This is a genomic window from Streptomyces chiangmaiensis (assembly GCF_036281785.1).
Lineage (GTDB): Bacteria > Actinomycetota > Actinomycetes > Streptomycetales > Streptomycetaceae > Streptomyces > Streptomyces chiangmaiensis.
Window position 1 is genome coordinate 1 of record NZ_JAYWVC010000121.1, and the last position, 25731, is coordinate 25731.

Here is a 25731-nt window from a genome sequence, read left to right on the forward strand (position 1 = left end):
TGCTCGGCCGCAAGGAGTTCCGGGCCGTGGGCGACCGCTCCAACCCCAAGCTCGCGCTGATCGTGGGCGCCTGCGGCATCCTCGTCAGCGGAGTCATCGGCACCCTTCTGGTGGACGTCACCAACAAGGTGCCGGGCGCCTCCCTGACGGACAAGATCGCGTACACGCTGCTGCGCGGGGTCAGCGTGGGCCCGCTCGCCGACCGTATCGACGCCGTGGACGCGCCGCGCTGGGTGGACATCACCATCAACGTCCTGATCGCGGTCTCCTTCCTCCTCGTGCTCTACGCCTGCTTCCGCGCCCCCCGAGGCCGGCAACTCCTCGCCGAGGAGGACGAGCCGCGGCTGCGCGCCCTGCTGGCCAAGCACGGTGAACGGGACTCCCTCGGCTACTTCGCGCTGCGTCGCGACAAGGCCGTCATCTGGTCCCCGAGCGGAAAGGCCGCCATCACCTACCGCGTCGTCGGCGGCGTCACCCTGGCCGCCGGTGATCCGATCGGTGACCCCGAGGCCTGGCCCGGCGTCATCGAGAAGTGGCTGGAGGAGGCCCGACGGCACGCGTGGACGCCCGCCGTGATGGGAGCCGGCGAGGAGGCCGGGACGATCTACGCCCGGCACGGCCTCGACGCGCTCGAACTCGGTGACGAGGCCATCGTGGAGGTCGCCGACTTCAGCCTCGAGGGACGGGCGATGCGGGTCGTGCGCCAGGCGCACAACCGTGTCCGCCGTGCCGGGTACACCGTGCGGATCCGCCGCCACGGCGCCATCCCCGAGTCCGAGATGGCCACCCTGATCGAGAAGGCCGACCACTGGCGGGACGGGGGCGGCGAACGCGGCTTCTCCATGGCGCTCGGCCGCCTCGGCGACCCCGCCGACGACGGCTGCGTGATGCTGGAGTGCCGCGACAGCGCAGGCGAGCCCCGGGCCCTGCTCAGCTTCGTTCCCTGGGGGAAGCACGGCCTCTCCCTCGACCTGATGCGGCGTGACCGCGAGTGCGAGAACGGCCTGATGGAGTTCATGGTCATCGAGCTTCTGCTGCGCGCCGGCGAGCTCGGCCTCGAGCGGGTGTCACTGAACTTCGCCATGTTCCGCGCCGTCTTCGAACGCGGCTCCCGCCTGGGAGCCGGTCCCGTTCTGCGGCTGTGGCGCTCCGTGCTGACCTTCTTCTCCCGCTGGTGGCAGATCGAGTCCCTCTACCGCGCCAACGCCAAGTACCGCCCCGTCTGGGAGCCCCGCTTCCTGCTGTTCGAGAAGAGCAGCGACATCCCGCGCATCGGGATCGCCAGTGCCCGCGCCGAGGGCTTTCTGACCGTGCCGAGCCTGCCGTCCCTCTTCGGGCGGCGGCACACCCGGGCCGCGCAGGGGAAGCCGCGACCGGCGTACGGGAAGAGTTCTTGACCGGTCTTCGACCGGTGCGCGAAAGGTCATCGAGCGGCAAAGTCCCGGGTCCGCGGTGAGACGCGGCACCCGGGGCCGCGTACAGGAGGGGAAGGGGGAAGCCCCCCGCGCCGCCCGCTCCTCCCGGAGGTACCCCGCCCGTGACGATAGTCAAAGCACCTCCGGCGCCGATCGACCGGCGCCACGAGGAGGATGCTCCTCAACAGGGTTGGCAGTTCACCTCCTCCCACGGGCTGGTTCTGCTGCTGCTCCTGCTGGTCGTCGGTCAGGGCCCGATCCGGCGGGCGCTGTCCGCGCCGGTGATGCAGAGCTGGATGACCGTCTTCCTCGCGGTGGTCGTCCAGGCACTGCCCTTCCTCGTCCTCGGCGTCCTGCTGTCGGCGGCTCTGGCGGTGTTCGTCCCGCCCTCGTTCTTCGCCCGCGCGCTGCCGAAGCGGCCCGGCCTCGCGGTACCGGTCGCGGGGGTCGCCGGGGCGGTCCTCCCCGGCTGCGAATGCGCCTCGGTGCCGGTCGCCGGGGCGCTGGTGCGCCGGGGCGTCGCGCCCTCGGCGGCGCTCGCCTTCCTGCTGTCCGCGCCCGCGATCAACCCGATCGTGCTCACCGCCACGGCCGTCGCGTTTCCGCGCAATCCTGAGATGGTCCTCGGCCGGTTCGTGGCGAGCCTGCTCGTCGCGTGCGCGATGGGCTGGCTGTGGCAGCGCCTCGGCCGCACGGACTGGCTGCGGCCGCGGGCCCGCGCCTCGTACGAGGGCCAGAGCAAGGGCGCGGCGTTCTGGGGGTCCGTACGCCACGACGTGATGCACGCCGGAGGTTTCCTGGTGGTCGGCGCCATGGCCGCGGCCACCCTCAAGGCCGTGGCCCCGGCGAGTTGGCTGCGTACGGCGGCCGACAATCCGGCGGTGGCGATCCTCGCGCTCTCGGTGCTTGCCGTGCTGCTGTCGATCTGCTCGGAGGCGGACGCGTTCGTCGCCGCGTCGCTGTCGCAGTTCTCGCTCACCGCCCGGCTGGCATTCCTGGTGGTCGGACCGATGATCGACCTGAAATTGTTCGCGATGCAGGCCGGCACCTTCGGCCACTCGTTCGCGCTGCGCTTCGCGCCCGCCACCTTCGTGCTGGCGATCCTGGTATCGGTCGTGGTCGGGGCGGTGCTGCTGTGAACCGGCAGGCACAAGCGGCCGTTCTGTTCCTGGTGGGTGGGGCGATGCTGCACGCCGGCACCACCAGCCTGTATCTGCGCTACGTCAAGGCGGGGTTGCAGCCGCTGCTGCTCGCGGCCGGTGCCGTCCTGATCGCGGCGGCTCTGGCCACCGCCTGGTACGAGTGGCGCCGGACGCGGGCGGCCCCGGGCCGCCAGGGCGCGGGGCAGACGGACCGGCCCGGCGGTGTGCACGCCGGGCGCGACGGACATGACCACGGTCACGGCCATCGCGAGCCCCGGATCTCCTGGCTGCTGGTGCTGCCCCTGTTCGCCCTCATCCTGGTCGCCCCGCCCGCGCTCGGTTCCTACAGCGCCCTGCGCACCGGGACGGCCCTCCAGCCGCCCCTGGCCTATCCGGCCCTGCCGTCCGGCGATCCCGTCGGTCTCAGCCTGGTGGACTACGCGGGACGCGCGGCGTACGGGCACGGGCGCTCCCTGGGCGACCGCAAGGTGGTGATCACCGGGTTCGTCGCCCTGGACCGCGGAGGTACGCCCTATCTGGTCCGCATGGCCCTCAACTGCTGTGCCGCCGACGCCCAGCCGGTCAAGATCGGCCTGTCCGGAAAGCTGCCGCCCGTGCTGCAGCCGGACTCCTGGCTCGAGGTCACCGGCACTTACACCGGCAAGCGCGCCAAGGACCCGGTCAACGGCGGGATCATCCCGTTCATCGACGTCATCGAGGCCAGGCCCGTCCCGACTCCGAAGGACCCCTATGACGAGAGCTGGAACCAATAGGGGACAGGCTGTGTGAGGCGGCGGTGGGAGCCAGGCGTGGGTCAGCCGCCGGCCGTCCGCACCCCGTCCAGGGCCACGTTCAGCACCCGGTCCCGCTGGGCGTCGTCCAGGAAGTTCGTCGCCATGATCCCGGCGACCATGCGCAGCAGGTCGTCGAAGCTCATGTCCGTGCGAGCCTCGCCAGCCTTCTGGGCCCGCTCGAACAGCGGGCCGCCCGCCTGGTACATGGACTCCCGGCAGACCAGGGAGATTTCCGACTTCTCGTCCATCGCCTGCCGGACGGCCCGCTTGGTCACCGTGTAGTCCACGAAACGGCGCAGCCAGGAGGTGAGTGCCTCCCACGGGTCGAGCTCGGCGACCTCGTGGGCCACCCGGCACAGGTCGTTGACCTCGTCCGCGTACACGCTCTCGAAGAGATGACGGCGGGTGGGGAAGTTGCGGTAAAGCGTGCCGATGCCGACGCCGGCGCGGCGGGCGATGTCCTCCAGGGAGGCATCCGCGCCGCTCTCCGCGAAGATCACGCGCGCTGCGGCGATCAGGGCGTCGTAGTTGCGAGCGGCGTCCTTCCGGTGGGGCCGCTGGGATGCGACCAACTGGCTGACCGGGAACGGCTGGACCGTCACTGCTGCCTCCCTGGCCGGTGCGAGGGTTGAAGCGGAGGTTAGCCTCCGGTACAATGGAGGCGTACCTCCACTTTAGCAGTCGGGGTGCAGTCGTCATGGACGCGTGGGGCCCCACGCGCCGACGACGGCCTCGCACTCCCCTTTTCACCTGAGACGGGCCCGCAGTCCGCGCTGCCCGTCCACCTGCCCGCTCCGCGACCGGTCCCTCCGCGGCCGTCGGCATGCTCCGCGCTGTCCGCAGCGCGAACGAGTCCATACGACCGCGACCGGATGACGTCGGCCGCACCCTGTTCGGAGAGGCTCTCGATGCCCCGCAAGTCCACCCGCCTCACCTTCGCGGTCCTCGCGACCGGTGCCGGCGTGTTCTCCATGCTGCAGTCGCTGATCGCGCCGGCCCTGCCCACCGTCCAGCACGCGCTGCACACCTCACAGTCCACCGCGACCTGGGTGATGACCGCCTACCTGTTGTCCGCGTCGGTCTTCACGCCGATCCTCGGCCGGGTGGGCGACCTCGTCGGAAGGAAACGCACCCTCGTCGCCGTCCTGCTCACCGTGCTGGCCGGCTGTGTGCTCGCCGCGCTCGCGCCGAACATCATCGTGCTGATCATCGCCCGGGCGATCCAGGGCGCCGGCGGCGCGCTGTTCCCGCTGTCCTTCGGCATCATCCGCGACGAGTTCGCCCCGGCGAAGGTGAGCGGCAGCATCAGCAATCTGTCCGCGGTGATCGCCGCCGGCGGCGGCGTCGGCATCGTGGCGGCCGGGCCCATCGTGTCCGCACTCGACTACCGCTGGCTCTTCTGGATTCCGGTCGTCGTGGTCGCGATCACCACGCTGATCGCCTTCCGCTACGTCCCCGAGTCGCCCCACCGGGCCGAGGGGCGCGTCAACTGGCTCGGCGCCGTACTGCTCTCGGCGTGGCTGGTGGCCCTGCTGCTGCCGCTCAGCCAGGCGACCCAGTGGGGCTGGGGGTCGGCACGGGTGATCGGCCTGTTCGTCGCCGGCGTGGTGTTCTTCATGCTGTGGCTGCTGGCCGAGGCCCGCTCCCGCTCCCCGCTCATCGACCTGCAGGTGATGCGGCTGCCGTCCGTGTGGACCACCAACACCGCCGCCCTGCTGTTCGGCGCGGGAATGTACTCGATCTGGTCCTTCCTGCCGGGCTTCGTGCAGACGCCGCGCGCCGCCGGTTACGGTTTCGGTGCGTCCGTCACCGCCTCCGGACTGCTCATGCTGCCGATGCTGGTCGCCATGTTCTTCTCGGGCGTCCTCACCGGCCGTCTGGAGCCCGTGGTGGGCGCCAAGACGCTGCTCACGGGAGGTGCGGCATTCGGCGCGGTCGCCTGTGCCATCCTCACCTTCTGGCACGACCAGCAGTGGCAGGTGGCCCTCGTGTCGGGCGTGTTCGGCTTCGGCATCGGACTGGCCTTCGCCTCGATGGCCAACCTGATCGTCGGCAGCGTCCCGGCCGAGCAGACCGGTGCCGCGACCGGAATGAACGCCAACATCCGGACGATCGGCGGCTCCATAGGCGCCGCGGTCACCAGCGTTCTGGTGACCGGTCGGCTGCAGCCGTCGGGCCTGCCCTACGCCTCCGGCTACACGCACGGCTTCGGCGTGCTGGCCCTGCTCTGCTTCGCCGCCGCGCTGGCGGCACTGCTCGTCCCCGCCCGGCGTGCGGGTCGGGCGACGGGAGCGCCGCGGGCGTCCGGCGCGCAGGTCGGCGCGCAGCTCGAGACCGCCGACCAAAGCGCGCGGCGCTGATGGGGCCGCGACCGCCGAGGATCGGCGGGACGGGTTCGGCCGGTGTGTCCTGCGGCGCCCCGGCCCGATGGCCCCGGCCCTGAGGTGGGCCGGGGGCCGGGACGGCGATGTGCGACGGCCCCGTGGATCCGAAGGGGCGTCCGGGCCGTCGTGCCGACGGTCCTGCTAGACGGCCAGTTCGCGCGCGTGCTCCACCGCGATTCCGACGGTGGTGCGGAGCACGGGGCCGTGGCCGGGGAGAAGGACGTCGGCGTCCAGGCCTTCGAGGACGGTCAGGGAGTCGAGGGCGCGGGCCCGGTCGCGGTGGAACATCCGGGGCAGCAGTTGTGCACCGCGCCGGCGGGACGTCGGATGGCCGCTGACCAACGCGTCGCCCGTTATCAGGATCCCGGCGTCGGGCAGATGGTAGGCACAGTGCCCGTCGGTGTGGCCGGGGGTGAGGACCGGAACCGGACGGCCGGGGAGGTCGAGTCCGCCCTCCTCGGGGAACGGCTGCGGTTCGACGACGGGGATGTGCGCCGTTCCGCCCGCGCGCAGCGCGTGGACGGCCCAGGGGAGCACCCCGGGACGCCAGCCGTTGGCCAGAACCTGGCCGACCGAGACCTGGTGCAGGAACTCACGCCGTGCGTGGGGCAGTTCGGCCCGGTGCATCAGGACCGGCGTCCCGTGCGCGAGGCGCAGATACTCCGCCGCGCCGATGTGGTCGTTGTGCGCGTGCGTGATCAGCACCGCCGTCACGGCGCTCGGGGCGACGCCCACCGCGGCCAGTGACGCGAGGAGACGTTCCCTGTCCCTGGGGTAGCCGCTGTCCACGAGGGTGGCGGTGTCGCCGTCCTTGACGATCACCCAGTTGGTGCTGCTCCCCGGCACCAGGTACACATCGGAGCCGACCTCGACGATGCCGTCGTTGGGCATGGATCACCGGAATTTCTTCTGGGCCCCTGGGGGCGGACCGTCCTCAGCACGCGCTGCCGACACCTTCGGCGGCGGCGTCGGGCCCATCCTCTCGCAACCGTGTGAAGGGCCCGTCCGGACCCCCGGTGGGGACTGTGTCTCGCGGCGGGCCGCTCTGCGCGCGGGACGAGGGGGAGGTCCGAGGTGTGGGGCCGGATACGCTGACGGTGTGATCGAGAATCTTCCTCCCTGCCCGAAGTGCTCGTGCGAGTACACCTACGAGATGAACGCTCTGGTGGTGTGCCCCGAGTGCGGCCACGAATGGGTACCCGCCGAGGCCGGTGCCGAGAGCGGCGAGCCCGCCGGGGGGCACATGGTCAAGGATGCCGTGGGCAATGTGCTGCAGGACGGCGACACTGTGGTCGTCGTGAAGGCGCTGAAGGTCAAGGGCAGCCCGTCGGGGATCAAGGCCGGGACCAAGGTGCGCAATATCCGGCTGGTCGACGGGGTCGACGGGCATGACATCGACTGCAAGGTCGAGGGTTTCGGGGCGATGCAGCTGAAGTCGAGCGTGGTCAAGAAAGCCTGATCCACCGCCGCGTCCAGCGTGGGAAGACCGGGCAGCAGTCTGATGCCGAATTGCAAAATTTCGCAATTGGTTAGATGCTATGTTGGCTGTGCTCGCAGGTAGCCGCGGGCACAGCCTTTCGCGTTCGCCCCTTGTGGGGGGGCTTGTAGGGGAAGCCGAGGGGTCGTGTCCGTTCCGCTGTACCAGGCCAAGGCCGAGTTCTTCCGGATGCTGGGGCATCCCGTACGGATAAGGGTGCTGGAGCTGCTGCAGGACGGGCCGATGCCGGTGCGGGACCTGCTGGCCGCCATCGAGGTGGAGCCGTCGGGCCTGTCGCAGCAGCTGGCGGTGTTGCGACGCTCCGGGATCGTCACATCGGTTCGGGAGGGCTCGACGGTGGTCTACGAGCTGGCCGGCGGGGATGTGGCCGACCTGATGAGGGCCGCGCGGCGGATCCTGACCGAGATGCTGGCCGGGCAGGGCGAACTGCTGGCCGAGCTCCGGGAGGCCGAGGTCGCCGCGCGATGACCACGGGATTCAGCCGGGTGTGGGCCCGGATCGCGTCGCTGCTGCCCGGTCGCGCCGACTTCGCGGAGGTACGGCGCGATCCGCGCCGGAACCTGCTGGCCGGGCTGACGGTGGCGATCGTCGCGCTGCCGCTCGCGCTCGGCTTCGGCGTCTCCTCCGGGTTGGGTGCCGAGGCGGGCCTGGCGACCGCAGTGGTCGCGGGTACGCTCGCCGCCGTGTTCGGCGGGTCCAATCTGCAGGTGTCGGGCCCGACCGGCGCCATGACGGTGGTCCTCGTTCCCATCGTGGGCGAGTACGGGCCGACGGGCGTCCTCACCGTCGGCTTGATGGCGGGCGTCTTGCTTGTTGCGCTCGCCGCGCTCAGGGCCGGCCGTTACATGCAGTTCATCCCCGCCCCGGTGGTCGAGGGCTTCACCCTCGGTATTGCCTGCGTGATCGGCCTGCAGCAGGTCCCGAACGCGCTCGGCGTGCCCAAGCCGGAGGGCGACCGGGTATTGGTCGTCACCTGGCGGGCGGTCCAGGAGTTCGCCGGGTCCCCGAACTGGACGGCGGCCGGCTTTGCGGTCGCGGTGGCCGTCGTCATGCTGGTCGGAGCGCGATGGCGGCCGACCGTGCCGTTCTCGATCGTCGCCGTGATCGCGGCGACGATCGTGGCGCAGCTGGCCCACCTGGATGCGGCGAAGCCGATCGGCGACCTGCCGTCCGGGCTGCCCGCGCCGTCCTTGTCCTTCCTGGACCTCGGCTCGCTGGGCACCCTGCTCGCCCCCGCCGTGGCGGTTGCCGCCCTGGCCGCCCTGGAGTCCCTGTTGTCCGCCTCGGTGGCCGACGGCATGACGGTGGGTCAGAAGCACGATCCCGACCGGGAGCTGTTCGGGCAGGGTCTGGCGAACATCGCCGCCCCGCTGTTCGGAGGGGTCCCGGCGACCGGCGCGATCGCCCGTACCGCGGTCAATGTCCGCACCGGCGCGAGCTCCCGTCTCGCCGCACTCACCCACGCCGCGGTCCTGGCCGTGATCGTCTTCGCGGCGGCGCCCCTGGTCTCCCGGATCCCGCTCGCGGCCCTGGCCGGTGTGCTGCTGGCCACCGCGATCCGCATGGTCGAGGTCGGCTCGTTGCGGACGATGGCGAGGGCGACCCGATCCGATGCGCTGATACTCGTCCTGACCGCGGTCGCGACGCTGGCCCTGGACCTTGTCTACGCCGTGATCATCGGTCTCGTCGTCGCGGGCGGCCTCGCCCTGCGCGCCGTGGCCCGTCAGGCCCGCTTCGACCAGGTGCCCCTCGATCAGGGCGACCACAGCGCCGAGGAACACGCGCTGCTGGCCGAGCACATCGTGGCGTACCGTATCGACGGCCCGCTGTTCTTCGCCGCCGCGCACCGTTTCCTGCTGGAGCTGACCGAGGTCGCCGACGTCCGGGTCGTCATCCTGCGCATGTCCCGGGTGTCCACCATGGACGCCACCGGCGCGCTGGTCCTCAAGGACGCGGTGGAGAAGCTGCGGCGCCGCGGCATCGTCGTCCTGGCTTCCGGGATACGTCCCGGGCAGCGCCAGGTCCTGGACTCGGTCGGCGCGCTGGAACTGCTGCGTCACGAGGGACGGGAGTACGCCACGACCTCCGAGGCGATCCGGGCCGCCCGGGACCACCTGGAGACGGCCGGGGTCCTGCCCGCCATTCCCGCCCAGAAGCAGCCCCGACCCTTCAGCGAGGAAGCCCTGCGATGAGCACTGTCCCCGCCACCCAGCGCATGGTCGAGGTCTCCGGCGCGGAGGCCCTGTGGCTGCTGGAGGGCAGCAGCCTGGGACAGCTGGTGTACATGCAGCGGGATCTGACCGTGATCCGGCCGGCGAGGCATGTGTGGGAGTACGGCCTTCTGGTCGTGCGTACGCCGGCCCCGGTCGCGGCGGTGCCGGTGACGGCGACGTACCACGCGGAGGAGATCCGCGCTGTGCCCGGCACCGGCTGGACGGTCACCGTCGCCGGGCCGGCCGAGGTGATCACGAACCTGGACGAGGCCGCCCACTACCGGCGCACCCTGTCCGGCTGGACGCATGGCCCGCATGACACTCTGCTGCGCCTGCACCCCAAGACCGTCACCGGTTTCCGTCTCGTCCGCACGGAGGCGTGAAGGATGTCCACGCAGCTGGAAGCCCTGCCCTATAGGCATGTGCTCACCCTGCCGACCGAGCCGTCCGCCGTACGGATTGCCCGCGAGACGGCCGAGCAGGCGCTGGTCGAGTGGGGGATCGGCTTGCGCCACCCCACGGTGGACCCGGCCCTGCTGATCCTGAGCGAGCTGGTCACCAACAGCGTGCGGCACGCCGCGCTGCTGTCCCCGCAGGTCACGGTGATCTACGCGGCGAGCCCGGACTGCCTGGCCTTCGGCGTCCACGACCGCCACCCCTACCAGCCCCCGCTGTACGGGGCGGTCACCGACACCGGCCGCGGCGGCCTGGCCACCGTCATGGAGTTCGTCCTCGCGCTGCGCGGCACCGCGGTGGTGCGCGGCGATGCCGACGGCCGGGGCAAGAGCGTCTGGATCACCCTTCCCCTCTGACCGATCGGCACGCCGGGGAGCGACCACCCGCACAAGGACGTACGTCCTCATGACCTTCGATGGGCGCTACACCGTCGAGGAGAACCTCGGCGTCCTGTCCGTCGCCGGACACCTCGGCCCGGACGCGGTCCGCCGCTTCACCGGCGCGGTCGGCCGCGGTCGGCGTCCGGGATGAGCGGACCACCGAAGGACAGCTTCAGCAAGCGGGTCTCGCCGCAGCGAGGGCACTGGCCGTCCGGGCCGAGGGCGGTGGGACGGAACTTGAGACGGCAGGCGGGGCACTTGAGCCAGGTGACGCCACTGCCACGCAGCGGAATGATCCTCACGCAACCCTCCTCATGCCACCTCAGGAATTGCTAATGTTAGCAATTCCTGAGGTCGTCACTGCTGGATTCGGTGCCCCGGTTCCTCGGTGCGGTTTCGGTGCTGCCGGTGTCGCACGTGAGGATGGGCCCCATGTTCTTGACGAGTGGGTGGATGCGATGCGCCGAGGACCGGCCGGTAGTGCCGTGCTGCTGCATGGGGGAGGCGACGGAACGATGAGCACGCCGCTGTACCAGCTGAAGGCCGAGTTCTTCAAAACCCTCGGCCACCCGGCCCGCATCCGCGTCCTGGAGCTGTTGAGCGAGCGCGAGCACGCGGTCGCGGAGATGCTGCCCGAGGTGGGCATCGAGCCCGCGCACCTCTCGCAGCAGCTGGCCGTGCTGCGGCGCGCGAACCTGGTCAAGACCCGGAAGGAGGGCTCGACGGTGTACTACTCGTTGACCAGCCCGCATGTGGCCGAGCTGCTGCGGGTGGCCCGCACGATCCTGTCCGGGGTGCTGGCCGGCCAGGCCGAGCTCCTCGCCGACCTGCAGGCCGCGCAGGGTGAAGGAAAGCCGCCGTCGTAGCGACGGCCCGTTGACCGGCGGCCGTTTCCCTGGAGCCGGACAGCGCTCTGCGGCGTCGGGAGACGGTCGCCTCCAAGCCGGCGCAGGAGCGCGGCGGAGGCCCTGAGGCAAAGCATCGGAAAAGTGTCGTAACTCCAGTCGCGGGATGACTCGTTTGTCACTCGCGGACAAGTCCTCACCGTTTCAGGGAGGGGCTCATGGGCCTGTTGCGCAAGATCCGCACCACCGGGCGGGTGGCCGAGCCCGCGCCGCCGCGCCCGGAGGGCGGAGCGGCGCCGCGGGCGCGGGAGTTCGGCGGCTCGGTGCAGGTGCGGTGCGTGGATGCGGGCTCTTGCAACGGCTGTGAGATCGAGATCGCGGCGGCCTTCAATCCGGTGTACGACGCCGAGCGGTACGGGGCGCGGCTGGTGGCCTCGCCCCGGCACGCGGACGTGGCCCTGGTGACCGGGCCGGTGACCCGGAACATGGCCGAGCCGCTGCGGCGCACGGTGGCGGCGATGGGTGAGCCGCGGCTGGTGGTGGCGGTGGGGGACTGTGCGATCAACTGCGGCGAGTTCGCAGGCGGTTACGGCGTCGAGGGCGCCGTCGCCGACGTCGTACCGGTGGATCTGGCCGTGCCCGGGTGCCCACCGGAGCCGGACGAGATCGTGGCGGCCCTGCGGAGAGTGACCGGACGGTGAGCGTGATCCCGGCCGCCCTGGCGACGGCCACCGCACTGGGCGGCGCGGGCGCGGCGGCCGGATTCGGGCTGCCGTACCGATTCCGCACCCCGGTCGTCGGGGTGCTGACGGCCGGTGTGGGGGCGGCGGGTGGTACGGCGGGTGTGGCCGCACTGGGCGGAAGCCGCTGGTCGGCCTTCTTCCCCGGGCTGCTGCCGCTGGCCGGGGCGCGGGTGGCGGTGGATGCGCTGGCGGGTCTGTTCCTGGCGGTGGCGGGGGTCGTCGTGGTCGCGGTCGCGGTGTACGGCATCGGCTATGCGGCCGGGCACGGCCCGCACGGGCCGGGCTCGCGTACGGCTCAGGCGGTGCTGCCGCTGTTCGCGCTGACGCTGGTTCTCGTACCGGTGGCGGCGTCGGTGTCCACGTTCCTGGTGCTGTGGGAGCTCATGGCGCTCGCCTCGCTGCTGCTGGTGCTCGCCGAACACCGGGAAGGGGCCTCGGTGCGACAGGCCGGCGTCTGGTACGCGGTGATGACGCACCTCGGGCTCGTGCTGCTGCTCGCCGGGCTTGCCCTGTTCGCCGCGCGGGCCGGGGGTGAGACCTTCGACGCGCTGCGGGCAGGCGCGGGGGCGCTGTCGCCCGCCGTTCGAGGGCTGGTGTTCGTGCTGGTCGGGCTGGCGTTCACGTCGAAGGCGGGCGCGGTGCCACTGCACGCCTGGCTGCCCCGGGCCCATCCCGAAGCCCCCAGCCCCGTCTCGGCGTTGATGAGCGCCGCCATGGTCAACCTCGGTGTCTACGGCCTGGTCCGCACGGGCCTCGACCTGCTCGGCGGGGGCCCGGCGTGGTGGTGGCTGGGGTTGATGGTGGTGGGCGGGGCCAGCGCGGTGTATGGCATCCTGCAGGCGGCCATGGCCTCCGACCTGAAGCGGCTGCTGGCGTACTCGACCAGCGAGAACATGGGCCTTGTCTTCATCGGCGTCGGTGCCTCCGGGCTGTTCACGTCCTACGGCGACCGGCCGCTGGCCGCGCTGGCGCTGGCGGCGGCCCTGCTCCATGTGGTCAACCACTCCGCTTTCAAAGCCCTGTTGTTCTGCGCGGCCGGGTCGGTGCTGCGGGCCACCGGACTGCGGGACCTCGACCGGCTGGGCGGGCTCCGCCCTCGGATGCCGTACACCGCAGGGCTGTTCGCGCTCGCCGCGCTCGGGGCCGTCGCGCTGCCGCCCGGCAACGGATTCATCAGTGAGTGGCTGCTGCTGCAGTCCCTGATCCACGGACTTCAGGTGCCGGGCGTCGCCGTGGCGGTCGTCCTGCCCCTGTCGGTCGCCTTGATCGCGCTGTCGGCCGGCATCGCCGCCGCCGCGTTCGTCAAGGCACTCGGAGTCGGCTTCTTCGCCCGGCCGCGCAGCCCGCAGGCGGAGGGCGCGCGGGAGGCGCCGTCCTTGATGATCGCCGGGATGGGGTTGCTCGCCGCCGCGTGCGTGGCGCTCGCGTTGGTACCGGGGCTGCTGGGCGACGGCCTCGACCGGGCCGTGGGCGCGGCCGGGCTGCCGGGCAGCGGGGCGGTGTCGGGCGGCGGTGTGCGGGTGCGGCTGGCCGACATCTCTGCGTCGCTGTCGCCGTTGTGGGTGGTGGCCGCGCTGACCGCGGCAGTCATGCTGGCCGCGGGACTGCCCCGCCTGTACGGGCGCCGTCGGCGCCGGGTGAACGCCAGATTGTGGGACTGCGGTGGCGGGGCGCCGACCCCGCGCATGGCCTATACGGCGACTTCGTTCGCGGAGCCGTTGCAGCGGGTCTTCGACGACGTCCTCGCCCCGGAGCAGGACGTGAACGTCACTCCGGTGCACGAGTCGGCGTATCTGGTGGAGCGGGTGCGCTTCCAGCGCCGGGTGCCCGACCGTATCGAACACCGCCTGTATGAGCCGGTGTTGCGCGCGCTGGCCGGTGCGGGGCAGGCGGCCCGGCGGCTGGCGGGCGGCAGTGTGCACCTCTATCTCGGCTACGGCTTTGTCGGCCTGGTCGTCCTGCTGTTGGCGTTGGCGGTGGGCTGGTGAGAGCGAACCCATGAGTGCTGTCGGATACGCGGCCGTGGCCGGCCAGGTCGTGGTGGTCGGCGCCGGGGCGCCGCTGCTGACCGGGTGGATGCGGCAGGTGCGGGCCCGTCTGGAGGGTCGGGCCGGGGCCGGGGTGCTCCAGCCCTGGCGGGATGCCCGCAAGCTGCTGCGCAAGGAGCCCATCACCCCCGTGGGAACCGGCCCGGCGTTCCGTGCCGCGCCCGCTCTGCTGGTCGCCACCACCATGGTGGCCGCCGCCCTGGTACCGCTGCTGTCCACTGACACCCCGGTCAGCTCCCACGCGGACCTCATCCTGGTGGTCGCGCTGATCGCGCTGGGCACGATGGCCCTCGCGCTGGCCGGACTGGACACCGGCACCGCGTTCGGTGGCATGGGTGCCTCCCGGGAGATGACGGTCGCCGCGCTGGTCGAGCCGACCATCCTGCTGTCGGTGTTCGCGCTGTCGATACCGGCCGGGACGACCAACATCCCGGCCATCGTGCACGGCGCAGTTGACGAGCCGGCCCGTCTCGCCTCCCCGGCCGGACTGCTGGCCACCGCGGCCCTCGCGGTCGCCGTGCTCGCGGAGACCGGCCGGATCCCGGTGGACAACCCTTCCACCCACCTCGAACTGACCATGATCCACGAGGCGATGGTGCTGGAGTACGCGGGTCCCGACCTGGCCCTGGTCGAACTCGGCGCCCAGATGCGGCTCACCCTGCTGCTCGGCCTGTTGTCCTCGCTGTTCGTGCCGTGGGGCATCGCCATCAGCGCCTCCTGGGCCGCGCTCGTGTTGGCCCTCGTCCTGTTCGCGGCGAAGCTCACGCTGCTGGGCGCGGTGCTGGCGGCGGCCGAGGTCTTCTGGGCCAAGGTGCGGTTGTTCAGGGTGCCCGAACTGCTCGCCGGATCCTTCCTGCTGGCGCTGCTCGCGGTGGCCGCTTCCTACTTCCTGAGCGGAGCGTCATGAGCGGCGGTCTGTACACCCAGCTCCTGGACCTGGCCTGCGGGGCCTTCCTGCTCGCGGCGGTGGTCGCGCTGTGGCTGCGCGAACTGACCGCGATCGTCCGCGTCTTCGCCCTCCAGGGCGTCGCGCTTGCCGCCATCGCCGTGCTCCTCGGCGCGCACGAGCGGCGGTGGGACCTGGTTGGCGTGGGGATCGGCATCGGACTGCTGAGGGCGGGCGTCCTGCCGTATCTGATCCGCCGCGCCCTGGCCGCGCTCACCGCCGACCGCGTGCACCGGGAGGAGGTGCGGGAGACCCAGCCGCTCGTCAACGTCGCCGCTTCGCTGCTGACCGCGGCGCTGCTGACGCTGCTGGCCTACGCGGTGGCCCGCCCGCTGACCGAGCTGAACCCGACCCCGGCCACCCGTGCCCTGCCGGTCGGCCTCGCCGTGGTGCTGACCGGCTTCTTCGTGCTGGTGACCCGAAGGCGGGCGCTGGCCCAGGTGGTCGGCTTCCTGCTGCTGGACAACGGCATCACCGCGACCGCGTTCCTGGCCACCTCCGGTGTGCCGCTGATCGTCGAACTCGGCGTCTCCTTCGACGTGTTGCTGGCGGTGCTGGTGCTGCAGATCCTCACCACCCGGGTGCGGGAGGCGTTCGGAACCACCGACATCGACGATCTGCGGGAGCTGCACGACTGATGAGTCCGACCGCCTCCGCGCTGCTGCTGACCGCGCCCGCCGCCGTGCCGCTGATGGTGGCCGGCGCGTACGGACTCGCCGGATCGCGCACCCGCTCGACGGCCGCCGCACCCGTGCGCAAAGTGTCCGGCGAGGGCACGGTCCTGGTCGGCGAGGTGCCCGGGAACGACCCTGCTCCGAAGGCGTGGAGGGACTGGGGCGGGCTCGTCGTACCCGCCGTGATCCTCACGTGCGGGAGTCTGCTCGCGGCGGACGTCGTCGAAAACGGCCCACGTACGGCGTACTCCGGTCTGCTGCGCGCGGACGCGCTGACCGCGTGGATGCTGCTGGTGGTCGGCGCCGTCGCGCTGATCGCCTGCGGCTCCGCCCCCGCGTATCTGGCAGGCGAGCGGGCCGCCGGGCGGGCGACGGACGAGACCGTGTGGCGCTACCACGTCCTGGTGCAGACGTTCCTCGCCGCGATGTGCCTGGCCGTGGTGACGGCGAACCTCGGCGTGCTGTGGGTGGCGGTCGAGGCCACCACCATCGTCACCGCGTTCCTGGTCGGCCACCGCCGTACCCGTACGTCGGTGGAGGCGGCCTGGAAGTACGTGGTGATCTGCTCGGCCGGGATCGCGCTCGCCTTCCTCGGCACCGTGCTGATCTACTACGCGGCCCGGCAGGCCGGCGTCGCCGAGGCGTGGGCGCTGGACTGGCCCACCCTCGTCGCCCACGCCCACCGCCTCGACCCGGCGGTCACCCGATTCGGCATCACCCTCGTCGTCCTGGGCTTCGGCGCCAAGGCCGGCCTCATCCCGCTGCACGCCTGGCTGCCCGACGCCCACAGCCAGGCCCCTGCCCCGGTGTCCGCGCTGATGTCCGGCGTGCTGCTGTCGGTCGCCTTCGCCGCCATCCTGCGCTACCGGGTCATCGCCGACGCCGCCCTCGGCCCCGGCTTCACCCGCGTCCTGCTGGCCGCCATCGCCCTGCTCACCCTCGCGCTCGCGGCCGGTCTGCTGCTCGCCCAGCGCAACTACAAACGGATGCTGGCCTACTCGTCCATGGAGCACATGAGTCTGATCGCCCTGGCCGCGGCGATCGGCGGCCCGCTCGCCCTGTCCGCCGCGCTGCTGCACATCGCCGGGCACGGGCTGGCCAAGTCGGTCGCGTTCTGCGCCTCCGGCCGTATCCTGCAGATCACCGGCACAGTGCGGATCGGACGGGTACGGGGGCTGTTGGGCCGGGCGCCCGCGACGGCCGGGGTGTTCGCTCTGGCGGTGGTGGCGCTGATGGCGTTCCCGCCGTTCAGTCTCTTCGCGTCCGAACTGGGTATCGCCCGCGCCGGTTTCGCCGCCAGTGCCGGTCTGGGCTGGGCCACGGCGGCGGCCCTGTTGCTCGTGCTGGTGGCCTTCGCCGCGCTGGCCGCCCGCACGGCCCGGATGCTGCTCGGACCGGGATCACCGGTCGAGGAGAGCCCGTCCGCCCTCTGGCCCCTGATGCTGGGCCTGTCCGCCTGCGCCGCCCTGGGCGTCTCCCTCGGAGCGCTCACCGACCTGCTGCACGCCGCCGCCCAGGCGATCGGAGGCTGAAGCGATGCGCAAGACCTACCAGAGTAGCGCCGTCACCCTGCCCCAGCACGCCGAGAACCTGCTCGCCCAGGGCCATCGGCTCGCCCTGGTCGCCGCGCACATCGACGAGGCCGGACCACGCGTTGTGTACCTGTTCACCTCCGGCCCGCCCGATACGCGGGTGGAACTCCACATCCGCCTCGACCCCGACCGGCCGGAAGTGCCGACGCTGGCCCATCTCTCCTTTGCGGCGGGGCGGTTCGAGCGGGAGATGCGCGACCTGTTCGGCATCGTCCCCCTCGACCACCCGCTGCCCCGCCGCCTCGTACGGCACTTCCACTGGCCCCGCGGCTGGTACCCGATGCGCCCCGACGCCGGACCACCACCCGCCTTCGGCGAGCAGGAGGGCCCGTACCCCTTCCTGGAGGTCGAGGGCGACGGCGTCTACGAGATCCCGGTCGGCCCGGTCCACGCCGGGCTGATCGAACCCGGCCACTTCCGCTTCTCCGTCGTCGGCGAGACCATCCTCAAACTCAAGGCCCGCCTCTGGTTCGTCCACAAGGGCATCGAGAGACTCTTCCAGGGCCGCTCGATCGCTGCCGGCCTGCCGCTCGCCGAACGCGTCAGCGGCGACACGGCCGTCGGGCATGCCCTCGCGTACTGCCTGGCCGTCGAGGAGGCCACCGGCACCGAGGTCCCCGCCGAGGCCCAGCGCGCCCGCGCGATGCTCCTCGAACTGGAGCGGATCCACAACCACGTCGCCGACCTCGGCATGCTCTGCAACGACGTCGGCCACGGCATCCTCAACGCTCACGCCCAGCGGGTGCGCGAGCAACTCCTGCGTCTCAACCAGGAGATCACCGGGCACCGGCTGCTGCGCGGCGGTGTCGTCCCCGGCGGCGTCGCCCTGCAGGCCCTGCCTGATCCCGCTCGCCTGAAGGCGATCGGCGCGGACATCCGCGAGATCGCCAACCTGGCCCTCGGCCACTCCACCGTCCACGACCGCTTCACCGGCACCGCGATCCTGCACACCGAGGCCGCCCGCGCCATCGGCTGCCTCGGCTACGTCGCCCGAGCCAGCGGCATCACCGACGACGCCCGCGTGGCGCACCCCTTCACGCCGTACGACGACAGCGGGCTCACCGTGCCCGTCCACGGCAGTGGCGACGTCCTGGCCCGCTTCCTGGTCCGCGCCGAGGAGATCGACATCTCCCTCGCCCTGATCGAGCACTTCGCCGAGGGGCTGTCCGCCTCCATGGCCCTGTCGGCGCCCCCACCGCCGCCCGGCGCGGGCCCCCGCAGCGGGGTGGGCCTCGTGGAGGGCTGGCGCGGCACCATCGCAACCCGCGTCGAACTCGCCCCCGACGCCACCCTGACCAGGGTCAAGCCGGTCGACCCGTCCTTCTTCAACTGGCCCGCCCTGCCGGTCGCGTTGACGGACACGATCGTCCCGGACTTCCCGCTGACCAACAAGAGCTTCAACCTCTCCTACGCGGGCAACGACCTCTGACGCCTCCCGTCGCGTTCACACGATGCCCCGCTGAGCGACCGTCCCGACTTTCGCGCCGGCTCTCACCCATCTCCCTGTACCAGGGCGTGCGGGTGCTCGTCGTGCCAGCCGTCCTCATGCGGCATCAGTGCCCCGAGGCTCGCCGGTCCGCCGAAGTCCTGTTTGCCGCGGTACTCCCGCGGTCGATCGCCCCCGCCCACGTCCGGCTCCCAACCGCCGACCGCCCCCGCGCGGTCACACCCTTCTACCGCGCACGAGTATCCCGTCGACCGTGATGACACCACGTGCACGGCGCCGAGCGACACGGCGTGGACGTCCGTCACACCGGTCAGGCGTGCCGGTCTCCGGCCGGGCCGGGCGTGGTGGCGATGTACTGCAGCGCGGAGGTGAGGTTGGCGAGGTCGTACTCGCCGAGGTGGTCCAGGATGTGCCGGCGCACGCTGGCCAGGTGGGTCGGCCAGGCCTCCTCGAGGCGTTCCAGTCCCGCGTCGGTCAGGACCGCGTTCCAGCCGCGCCCGTCCTCGTCGCACTTGGCGCGCTGGATCAGACCCTGCTTCTCGAGGCGGTTCACCACCCGCGTCATCCCACTGAGCGAGAGATTGCAGATCGCGGCGAGTTCGCTCATCCGCATGTGCCTGCCAGGGGCCTCGGACAGGTGCATGAGGGCCGTGTACTCGGACAGGGGAATCCGGGCGTCGCGCACCATGTCGGTGTCGATCACCCGCGGCAGCGCCATCATCACCCGGCCCAGCTCACGCACGAATCCCTCCTCGCTCGGGCTGAGGGGCGGCAGGCGGCGTTCCTTGGACGGCATGCCCCGATTGTATCTCCTTGACAAGACAAGGAGGCCCTGCCTGTACCTGATCCTGTACGTTACTTGACGAGGCAATGAAATGTGCGGATTCGGGAAACGCCGCAAGGGGCGCTGATGACCTGCATCGAGCTCTTCGGCACGAAGGTCGCGCCCCAGGTGCGCGACATGATGGCCTCCTGAGATGTCCCCGTCCGGGCCTTTCGTGACGCCCGGGACCCTCCGTCACCCGTGGGCCCGGCCCTCGCCCCGAGAGACGTTCGGCGCGCACGCGGAGAGCGGGTAACCTCCGCAGCATGCGGATCTCGGTTTCCTCGGACATGGACGAGCCCGTGGCACGCAGCCTGGTCGCGGAGCTGCGCGATCGCGGTCACGAGGTGCTGGCCCACGGCGCGTTGCGCTCCGGGGACGACCCCCAGTGGCCGGCGTGCTCGGAGGCCGCGGCACGCGAGGTCGCCGACGGGAGGTCGGACCAGGCGGTCGTGTGCTGCTGGACGGGCACCGGAGCGTCGATCGCCGCGAACAAGGTGCCGGGCGTACGGGCGGCCCTGTGCACGGACGCGTACACGGCGGACGGAGCGCGCCGCTGGAACGACGCCAACGTGCTGGCGCTGAGCCTGCGTCTGACGTCCGAGCCGCTGCTCAAGGAGATCCTCGACGCCTGGTTCGCCGCCGAGCCCAGCCGGGACGGCGTCGACCGCGAGAACGTGGCCCGCGTGAGCCGGCTCGATCTCCGCAGGACGGGCGGGTAGGGGAGCGTGGTTCACTGCCGGGCGTCACCGCCGAGGACGTCGCCGGGTCGGTGCGCGGGCAGGGCGCGGTGCCGGTCAGCCGCCCGCCACCAGCTCCGCGACCGGCTTCAGCCCCTCATCGCGGGACGGCTGCGCTGCGCTCTGCCGACGGTCCCGCACGCTCCACAGCCACAGGACATCACGGCCGAACGACCAGACCAGGGACGCCAACGCGAACGCGACGACGACGGCGTTCGCCGCGTACGGCAGCAGGCCCGAGGCGGCGACCAGCAGGGCGACCCCCTGGAGTGCCGCGACCGTCTTGCGGGCCATGCTCGGCGGCAGCTCGCCGTTCAGCCACGGCAGCGCCTTGGCCGCCGCCACGAAGGCGTACCGCATTCCGCCGATCAGCAGCACCCACGGCCCCAGCGACATCGACACGTACACGCTCAGCACCAGGATCAGGAACGCGTCGACCTCCATGTCGAAGCGTGCGCCCAGTGCGGTCGAGGTGCCCGTGCGACGGGCCACCTTGCCGTCCACGCCGTCCAGGATGAGCGCCACCGCCGTCAGCCCGACGAACACCGTCACCGGCGGCGAGCTCTCGAAGGAGTCGGCGACCAGCGCCGTGACGCCGCCGACCAGGATGGACCTGCCGAGCGTCACCCGGTTGGCCGGCCCGAAGGAGCGGAGCCGGGAGCGCAGCACGGCACGCGTGAGAACGGCCCAGGTGGCGAGCGCGAACGCCAGGCCCGTGAGCCACCCGGCCGGACCCAGGCCGATCGCCGTGCCCAGCAAGGTCAACAGCAGTACCTGCACGCCCGCTCCCACGGTCGTCTCCTGCTGCAACAGCCTCGCGTCGTATGTGTGGTTCAGGGCCACCGCTCACCCTCCGGCCAAGTGACAGATTCGATCTTCGCGCGTACGTTGTGCGCGACTTCTCGTAGCTGCGTACGTGAAGAATCGGCCGATCGTTCAGGAGGACGCAGATGGACCTCACAGCTCGCGCCTTCTGGCTGCGCTCGCCGGGGCTCGGAGAGGTGCGGGACGTGGAGCTGCCGAAGCCCGGTGACGGCGAGGTGCTCGTCCGTGCGCTGTACTCGGGTGTCAGTCGCGGCACCGAGACTCTCGTCTTCCGCGGCGGTGTCCCGGAGAGCCAGCACGCCGTCATGCGTGCCCCCTTCCAGGAGGGCGACTTCCCTGCACCCGTGAAGTATGGCTATCTGAGCGTCGGACGGGTGGAGCACGGTCCCCCCGAACTGGTCGGGCGGACCGTCTTCTGTCTGTATCCGCATCAGAGCCGGTACGTGGTCCCCGCCTCGGCGGTCACCGTCGTCCCGGACTCGGTGCCCGCGGGGCGTGCCGTCCTCGCCGGCACCGTCGAGACCGCGGTCAACGCGCTGTGGGACGCCGGACCTCAGCTCGGGGACCGTATCGCGGTGGTCGGCGGCGGCATGGTCGGGTGCTCCGTCGCCGCCCTGCTCACCCGCCACCCCGGCGTCCGTGTCCAGCTCGTCGACGCCGATCCCGAGCGCGCCGAGACGGCCCGTGCGCTCGGCGTGGACTTCGCCCTGCCCGCGGACGCCCTCGGCGAGTGCGACCTCGTCGTCCACGCCAGCGCCACCGAACCGGGCCTCGTACGGTCCCTGGAACTACTGGCTCCGGAGGGCACCGTGGTCGAGCTGAGCTGGTACGGCGACCGGCGCGTCACCCTGCCGCTCGGTGAGGCCTTCCACTCGCGCCGCCTCACCGTCCGCAGCAGCCAGGTCGGCACCGTCTCGCCGCGCGCCCGCGCCGGACGCACGTACGCCGACCGGCTCGCTCTCGCCCTCGAACTGCTCGCCGAACCCGCGTTCGATGCGCTCATCAGCGGCGAGTGCGCCTTCGAGGACCTCCCCGACGTGCTGTCACGCCTCGCGCGTGGTGAGCTCAAGGGGTTGTGCCATCGCGTTCAGTACACCACCGACTGACCCCGTTGCCCGAGTTGCCCGGACTCGGAGGAAACTCACAAAGAATCCTCAGGGAACTTCGAAACAAGGAGAACGGGCAGCTGAACAACGCGCCGGGGCCGGCCGTACTACACGGCATGCCCCGGCAGGGGATCAGACGCACCGCACCTGGAGGGTCGTCCGTTGTTCAGCATCACCGTCCGCGATCACCTGATGATTGCCCACAGCTTCCGCGGCGAGGTCTTCGGACCCGCGCAGCGCCTGCACGGGGCGACGTTCCTCGTGGACGCCACCTTCCGCCGCGCCGAGCTGGACGACGACAACATCGTCGTCGACATCGGACTGGCCACGCAGGAGCTCGGCGCCGTGGTGAGCGAGCTCAACTACCGCAACCTCGACGACGAGCCGGACTTCGCCCGTACCAACACCTCGACGGAGTTCCTGGCCAAGGTGATCGCCGACCGCCTCGCCGAGCGTATCCACAAGGGGGCGCTGGGCGAGAGCGCCCGCGAGATCGCGGGCATCACCGTCACGCTGCACGAGTCGCATATCGCCTGGGCGAGTTACGAGCGTGCCCTGTGACCGACACGACCATCGGCCATACGTCCCCGAGCCCGGCAGGCCGGGCGGCGTCCCAGCCCCGGCTGAGCTACGTTCCCGTGCAGAACGCGGCCCTGAGGAATGCGGACATCATTCCCATGTCACTGCGCAGTGTGCACTTCGTCGTGCCGGGCGGCGTGGACGACCCGGCCGCTCCGAGCGGCGGCAACGCCTACGACCGCCGGATCCGCCTCGACCTGCCGGGCTTCGGCTGGCAGGTCCACCAGCACGCCGTCGAGGGCGCGTGGCCCCGGCCCGACGCCGCCGCCCGCGCGGAGTTGGCCCGTACACTGAGGGAACTGCCAGACGGCACGGTCGTCCTGCTCGACGGCCTGGTCGCCTGCGGCGTCCCCGAGATCATGGTGCCGGAGACCGAACGCCTGCGCCTGGCCGTCCTGGTGCACCTGCCCCTCGGCGACGAGACGGGCCTCGACCCGCGGACCGCGGCCGAACTGGACGCCAAGGAACGCACGACCCTGCGTGCCGTACCCGCCGTCGTCGCCACCAGCGACTGGGCCGTGCGCCGGCTCGTCTCCCACCACGGGCTCGCCCCCGACCGCGTGCATGTCGCCGCCCCCGGGGCCGACATCGCGCCCCTCGCGCCCGGCACCGACGGCGTCTCCCGGCTGCTGTGCGTCGCCGCGGTCACCCCGCGCAAGGGGCAGCACCGGCTCATCGAGGCGCTCGCCACGGTCACCGACCTGCCGTGGACCTGCTCCCTGGTCGGTGGGCTCGGCCACGACCCCGCATACGTGGCGCGCCTGCGCGCCCTCATCGCCGGACACGGCCTCGGCGACCGGCTGCATCTGGCCGGCCCCCGGTCCGGGGCCGAACTCGACGACAGTTACGCCGCAGCCGATCTCATGGTCCTCACCTCGTACGCGGAGACGTACGGCATGGCCGTCACCGAAGCGCTCGCCCGCGGTATCCCGGTCCTCGCGACCGACGTCGGCGGCCTGCCCGAGGCCCTCGGGCGCGCTCCCGACGGTGGGGTGCCCGGGATTCTCGTACCGCCCGAGGACCCCGCGGCGCTCGCCGCGGAACTGCGCGGCTGGTTCGGCGAGGCGGACGTACGGCGTCGGCTCAAGGCCGCGGCGCGCGGCCGCCGCTCGGCGCTGGACGGCTGGGCCACCACGGCCCGCAGCCTCGCGGGCGTGCTCGGGCGGCTCCCCCGCGAGCCCCGGAGGGCGGCATGACCATGAGCACGACTCCCACGGGCCCCCAGGTGCCCCCGGTGCCTGCGGGCGCCCCGCAGGCCGGGGCCCTCTCCGCCATCCCCACTCCCGGCGGTACGGACGAGCCGGAGGTCCCGCGGTACGCCCCCCAGTGGCTCCGGTCGCGGGAGCCGGCCGACGCCGCGGCGCGCGCCCATGATCTGCTGGACCCCCTGCGGATTCGGCTCGCCGACCGGCCCGGGCGCTCCACCGACCTGGTGGTGCACGACCTGGGCTGCGGCACCGGCTCGATGGGCCGCTGGCTCGCCCCGCTCCTCGACGGCTCCCAGCACTGGATCCTGCACGACCGCGACCCCTACCTCCTCCACTTCGCCACGGTGGAGGCACCCCGGGCGGCCGCCGACGGCAGCCGGGTGACCGTCACCACGCAGCGCGGCGACATCGGGCGGCTCACTCCCGACGTCCTGACGGGCGCCTCGCTGGTGACCGCCTCCGCACTGCTGGACGTCCTCACCGCCGACGAGATCGACACGCTCGCCGCGGCCGTCGTGGGTGCCGGCTGCCCGGCGCTGCTGACGCTGTCCGTCGTCGGACGCGTGGAACTCTCGCCCGGTCACCCGGTGGACGAGGAGATCGGCGACGCGTTCAACGCGCACCAGCACCGCGGTGATCTGCTCGGCCCCGACGCGGTCGGGGTAGCCTGCGCGGCCTTCGAGGGGCTGGGCGCGAGCGTACTGGCGCAGCCGAGCCCCTGGCGGCTCGGCCCCGATGAGGCGGAACTGACGAAGGAGTGGCTGCGCGGCTGGTTCGGCGCGGCCGTGGAGCAGCGACCGGACCTCGAGGCTCGTGCGGATACGTATCTGCGGGACCGCCTGGCCGCCTGCGCGGCTGGCGAACTGCGCGTGGTGGTGCACCACAGCGACGTACTGGTCCTGCCGCGGGCCACCGGAGGGGCGGGATGACGGTGCGGACCATCGCCCCGGTGGAGGCGGCGGAGGGGACACGGCCGGCCGTGGTCACCGCCGTCCTGCCCACGGATGCCCGCCCTGCGACGTCCGGATCCAGAGAGGTGAGGGGCGCGACCACCGCGCACGTCCCGGCCCCGCGGCGGGCGCATGGAGCGCCCGCCGGTCCGGACGGCGACCCGGCAGCCGATGCGGCGCCGTCCGCGCACCGCCCGGTGCTCCGGGTCCTGCGCACGCACCTGGGCACGGTCGCGGGGGCCGTCATCCTCGGTGTGCTGCTGTGGCGGCTCGGCACGGGGGTGTTTCTCGACGGGCTGCGGCGGATCGATGTCCCGACCCTGTTCGCCGGGCTCGGGATCGGCGTGCTGACGACCGTGTTCAGTGCCTGGCGCTGGTGCCGTGTCGCCCGCGCGCTCGACATCCGCCTGCCGCTCGGTGCCGCCGTCGCGGACTACTACCGCGCGCTGTTCCTCAACGCGGCGCTCCCAGGCGGCGTGCTCGGCGATGTGCACCGCGCCGTGCGGCACGGGCAGAGCGCCGGTGACGTCGGCCGCGGCGTCCGCGCCGTGGTCCTGGAGCGGACCGCGGGACAGGTGGCGCTCGTGACCGTCGGCGTGCCGGTCCTGCTGACGCTGCCGTCGCCGGTGCTCGTCCAGACCCGCCATCTCGCGGGCCTGCCGGCGCTCGCCGCACTCGGCGCGCTCGCCGTCGTGGCGGCCGTACGGATGGGCCGGCCCCGCCGCCCGTCGCGCTGGCGCCGCGCGCTCGGCGCCGCGCTCACCGAGGCGCGAACCGCCCTGCTGGCACGGGGTAGTTGGCCCGCCGTTCTGTCCTCGTCCGTCGTCGTACTGGCCGGGCATCTGCTGATGTTCTGGGTGGCCGCACGGGTCGCCGGATCGCAGGCCTCCCCGCTCACGCTGCTGCCTCTGGCCCTGCTCGCG

General features: G+C 72.2%; 27 protein-coding genes. 23 read left to right on the forward strand and 4 right to left on the reverse strand.

Annotated elements, in window-relative coordinates:
• The 3 genes from VXC91_RS28055 to VXC91_RS28065 form a co-directional block, all read left to right on the forward strand.
• Positions 1-1397 (forward strand): phosphatidylglycerol lysyltransferase domain-containing protein (locus VXC91_RS28055; RefSeq protein WP_329510133.1); only part of this gene is annotated, 1397 nt, incomplete at its 5' end.
• 140 nt (positions 1398-1537) lie between these two features.
• Positions 1538-2554, forward strand: coding sequence for a permease (locus VXC91_RS28060; protein WP_408057491.1), 1017 nt, complete (start codon positions 1538-1540; stop codon positions 2552-2554).
• Entirely contained in the window at positions 2551-3330 is a 780-nt protein-coding gene (locus VXC91_RS28065) for a TIGR03943 family putative permease subunit (RefSeq protein WP_329510134.1), read from the forward strand. The genes VXC91_RS28060 and VXC91_RS28065 overlap by 4 nt, the downstream gene beginning before the upstream one ends.
• A 41-nt stretch (positions 3331-3371) precedes the next feature.
• Here VXC91_RS28065 and VXC91_RS28070 read toward each other — a convergent pair whose 3' ends face one another.
• The gene (locus VXC91_RS28070) at positions 3372-3953 is read right to left on the reverse strand and encodes a TetR/AcrR family transcriptional regulator (RefSeq protein ID WP_329510135.1); all 582 of its coding nucleotides are present in this window, start codon (positions 3951-3953) and stop codon (positions 3372-3374) included.
• 306 nt (positions 3954-4259) lie between these two features.
• Here VXC91_RS28070 and VXC91_RS28075 point away from each other — a divergent pair, with 306 nt between their 5' ends.
• Positions 4260-5711, forward strand: a complete 1452-nt coding sequence (locus tag VXC91_RS28075) for an MFS transporter (protein WP_329510136.1) — start codon at positions 4260-4262, stop codon at positions 5709-5711.
• 165 nt (positions 5712-5876) lie between these two features.
• Here VXC91_RS28075 and VXC91_RS28080 read toward each other — a convergent pair whose 3' ends face one another.
• Positions 5877-6626, reverse strand: coding sequence for an MBL fold metallo-hydrolase (locus VXC91_RS28080; RefSeq protein ID WP_329510137.1), 750 nt, complete (start codon positions 6624-6626; stop codon positions 5877-5879).
• Positions 6627-6834: 208 nt separating this feature from the next.
• On the opposite strand from VXC91_RS28080, the gene VXC91_RS28085 reads away from it, so the two are divergent.
• The 13 genes from VXC91_RS28085 to VXC91_RS28145 all read left to right on the forward strand — a co-directional run bounded on the left by VXC91_RS28085 (position 6835) and on the right by VXC91_RS28145 (position 18559).
• Entirely contained in the window at positions 6835-7194 is a 360-nt protein-coding gene (locus VXC91_RS28085) for a zinc ribbon domain-containing protein YjdM (RefSeq protein WP_329510138.1), read from the forward strand.
• A 165-nt stretch (positions 7195-7359) separates the two neighbouring features.
• On the forward strand, positions 7360-7701 hold the full coding sequence (locus VXC91_RS28090) for an ArsR/SmtB family transcription factor (protein ID WP_329510139.1): 342 nt from the start codon (positions 7360-7362) through the stop codon (positions 7699-7701).
• Positions 7698-9425, forward strand: coding sequence for a SulP family inorganic anion transporter (locus VXC91_RS28095; RefSeq protein WP_329510140.1), 1728 nt, complete (start codon positions 7698-7700; stop codon positions 9423-9425). The genes VXC91_RS28090 and VXC91_RS28095 overlap by 4 nt, the downstream gene beginning before the upstream one ends.
• The gene (locus VXC91_RS28100; RefSeq protein WP_329510141.1) at positions 9422-9829 is read left to right on the forward strand and encodes a pyridoxamine 5'-phosphate oxidase family protein; all 408 of its coding nucleotides are present in this window, start codon (positions 9422-9424) and stop codon (positions 9827-9829) included. The genes VXC91_RS28095 and VXC91_RS28100 overlap by 4 nt, the downstream gene beginning before the upstream one ends.
• Positions 9830-9832: 3 nt before the next feature.
• Positions 9833-10258: an ATP-binding protein gene (locus VXC91_RS28105; RefSeq protein ID WP_329510142.1), complete on the forward strand. Its 426-nt coding sequence runs from the start codon at positions 9833-9835 to the stop codon at positions 10256-10258.
• A 49-nt stretch (positions 10259-10307) separates the two neighbouring features.
• Positions 10308-10433 carry a hypothetical protein gene (locus VXC91_RS28110; RefSeq protein ID WP_329510143.1) on the forward strand — a complete coding sequence of 42 codons (126 nt, stop codon included), beginning with the start codon at positions 10308-10310 and terminating at the stop codon, positions 10431-10433.
• A gap of 364 nt (positions 10434-10797) precedes the next feature.
• Positions 10798-11148 (forward strand): ArsR/SmtB family transcription factor, encoded by a 351-nt coding sequence (locus VXC91_RS28115; RefSeq protein WP_329510144.1) that lies wholly within the window; start codon positions 10798-10800, stop codon positions 11146-11148.
• Between the two features lie 197 nt (positions 11149-11345).
• On the forward strand, positions 11346-11828 hold the full coding sequence (locus VXC91_RS28120) for an NADH-quinone oxidoreductase subunit B family protein (protein WP_329510145.1): 483 nt from the start codon (positions 11346-11348) through the stop codon (positions 11826-11828).
• Positions 11825-13858 (forward strand): proton-conducting transporter transmembrane domain-containing protein, encoded by a 2034-nt coding sequence (locus tag VXC91_RS28125; protein WP_329510146.1) that lies wholly within the window; start codon positions 11825-11827, stop codon positions 13856-13858. The genes VXC91_RS28120 and VXC91_RS28125 overlap by 4 nt, the downstream gene beginning before the upstream one ends.
• 10 nt (positions 13859-13868) lie before the next feature.
• Positions 13869-14825 (forward strand): respiratory chain complex I subunit 1 family protein, encoded by a 957-nt coding sequence (locus VXC91_RS28130; protein WP_329510147.1) that lies wholly within the window; start codon positions 13869-13871, stop codon positions 14823-14825.
• Positions 14822-15502, forward strand: a complete 681-nt coding sequence (locus VXC91_RS28135; protein ID WP_329510148.1) for a hypothetical protein — start codon at positions 14822-14824, stop codon at positions 15500-15502. Before VXC91_RS28130 ends, VXC91_RS28135 begins: the two co-directional genes overlap by 4 nt.
• Positions 15502-17070, forward strand: coding sequence for a proton-conducting transporter transmembrane domain-containing protein (locus VXC91_RS28140; RefSeq protein ID WP_329510149.1), 1569 nt, complete (start codon positions 15502-15504; stop codon positions 17068-17070). Before VXC91_RS28135 ends, VXC91_RS28140 begins: the two co-directional genes overlap by 1 nt.
• 4 nt (positions 17071-17074) lie before the next feature.
• Positions 17075-18559: a hydrogenase large subunit gene (locus tag VXC91_RS28145; RefSeq protein ID WP_329510150.1), complete on the forward strand. Its 1485-nt coding sequence runs from the start codon at positions 17075-17077 to the stop codon at positions 18557-18559.
• 328 nt (positions 18560-18887) lie between these two features.
• Here VXC91_RS28145 and VXC91_RS28150 read toward each other — a convergent pair whose 3' ends face one another.
• Positions 18888-19373, reverse strand: a complete 486-nt coding sequence (locus VXC91_RS28150) for a MarR family winged helix-turn-helix transcriptional regulator (RefSeq protein WP_329510151.1) — start codon at positions 19371-19373, stop codon at positions 18888-18890.
• A 293-nt stretch (positions 19374-19666) separates the two neighbouring features.
• On the opposite strand from VXC91_RS28150, the gene VXC91_RS28155 reads away from it, so the two are divergent.
• Complete coding sequence (locus VXC91_RS28155) at positions 19667-20122, forward strand: RpiB/LacA/LacB family sugar-phosphate isomerase (protein WP_329510152.1); 456 nt, start codon at positions 19667-19669, stop codon at positions 20120-20122.
• Positions 20123-20197: 75 nt separating this feature from the next.
• Here the strand turns inward: VXC91_RS28155 and VXC91_RS28160 are convergent, their stop codons facing one another.
• Positions 20198-20983, reverse strand: coding sequence for a CDP-alcohol phosphatidyltransferase family protein (locus VXC91_RS28160; RefSeq protein WP_329510153.1), 786 nt, complete (start codon positions 20981-20983; stop codon positions 20198-20200).
• 107 nt (positions 20984-21090) lie between these two features.
• Here VXC91_RS28160 and VXC91_RS28165 point away from each other — a divergent pair, with 107 nt between their 5' ends.
• The 5 genes from VXC91_RS28165 to VXC91_RS28185 all read left to right on the forward strand — a co-directional run.
• Positions 21091-22071 (forward strand): NAD(P)-binding protein, encoded by a 981-nt coding sequence (locus VXC91_RS28165; RefSeq protein ID WP_329510154.1) that lies wholly within the window; start codon positions 21091-21093, stop codon positions 22069-22071.
• A 162-nt stretch (positions 22072-22233) separates the two neighbouring features.
• Positions 22234-22632: a 6-pyruvoyl trahydropterin synthase family protein gene (locus tag VXC91_RS28170; protein WP_329510155.1), complete on the forward strand. Its 399-nt coding sequence runs from the start codon at positions 22234-22236 to the stop codon at positions 22630-22632.
• Positions 22629-23846 carry a glycosyltransferase family 4 protein gene (locus tag VXC91_RS28175; protein WP_408057492.1) on the forward strand — a complete coding sequence of 406 codons (1218 nt, stop codon included), beginning with the start codon at positions 22629-22631 and terminating at the stop codon, positions 23844-23846. Before VXC91_RS28170 ends, VXC91_RS28175 begins: the two co-directional genes overlap by 4 nt.
• Complete coding sequence (locus VXC91_RS28180; protein WP_329510156.1) at positions 23843-24787, forward strand: class I SAM-dependent methyltransferase; 945 nt, start codon at positions 23843-23845, stop codon at positions 24785-24787. The genes VXC91_RS28175 and VXC91_RS28180 overlap by 4 nt, the downstream gene beginning before the upstream one ends.
• Positions 24784-25731: lysylphosphatidylglycerol synthase transmembrane domain-containing protein (locus VXC91_RS28185; RefSeq protein WP_329510157.1), on the forward strand; the 948-nt coding region annotated here is incomplete at its 3' end. The genes VXC91_RS28180 and VXC91_RS28185, both read left to right, overlap by 4 nt.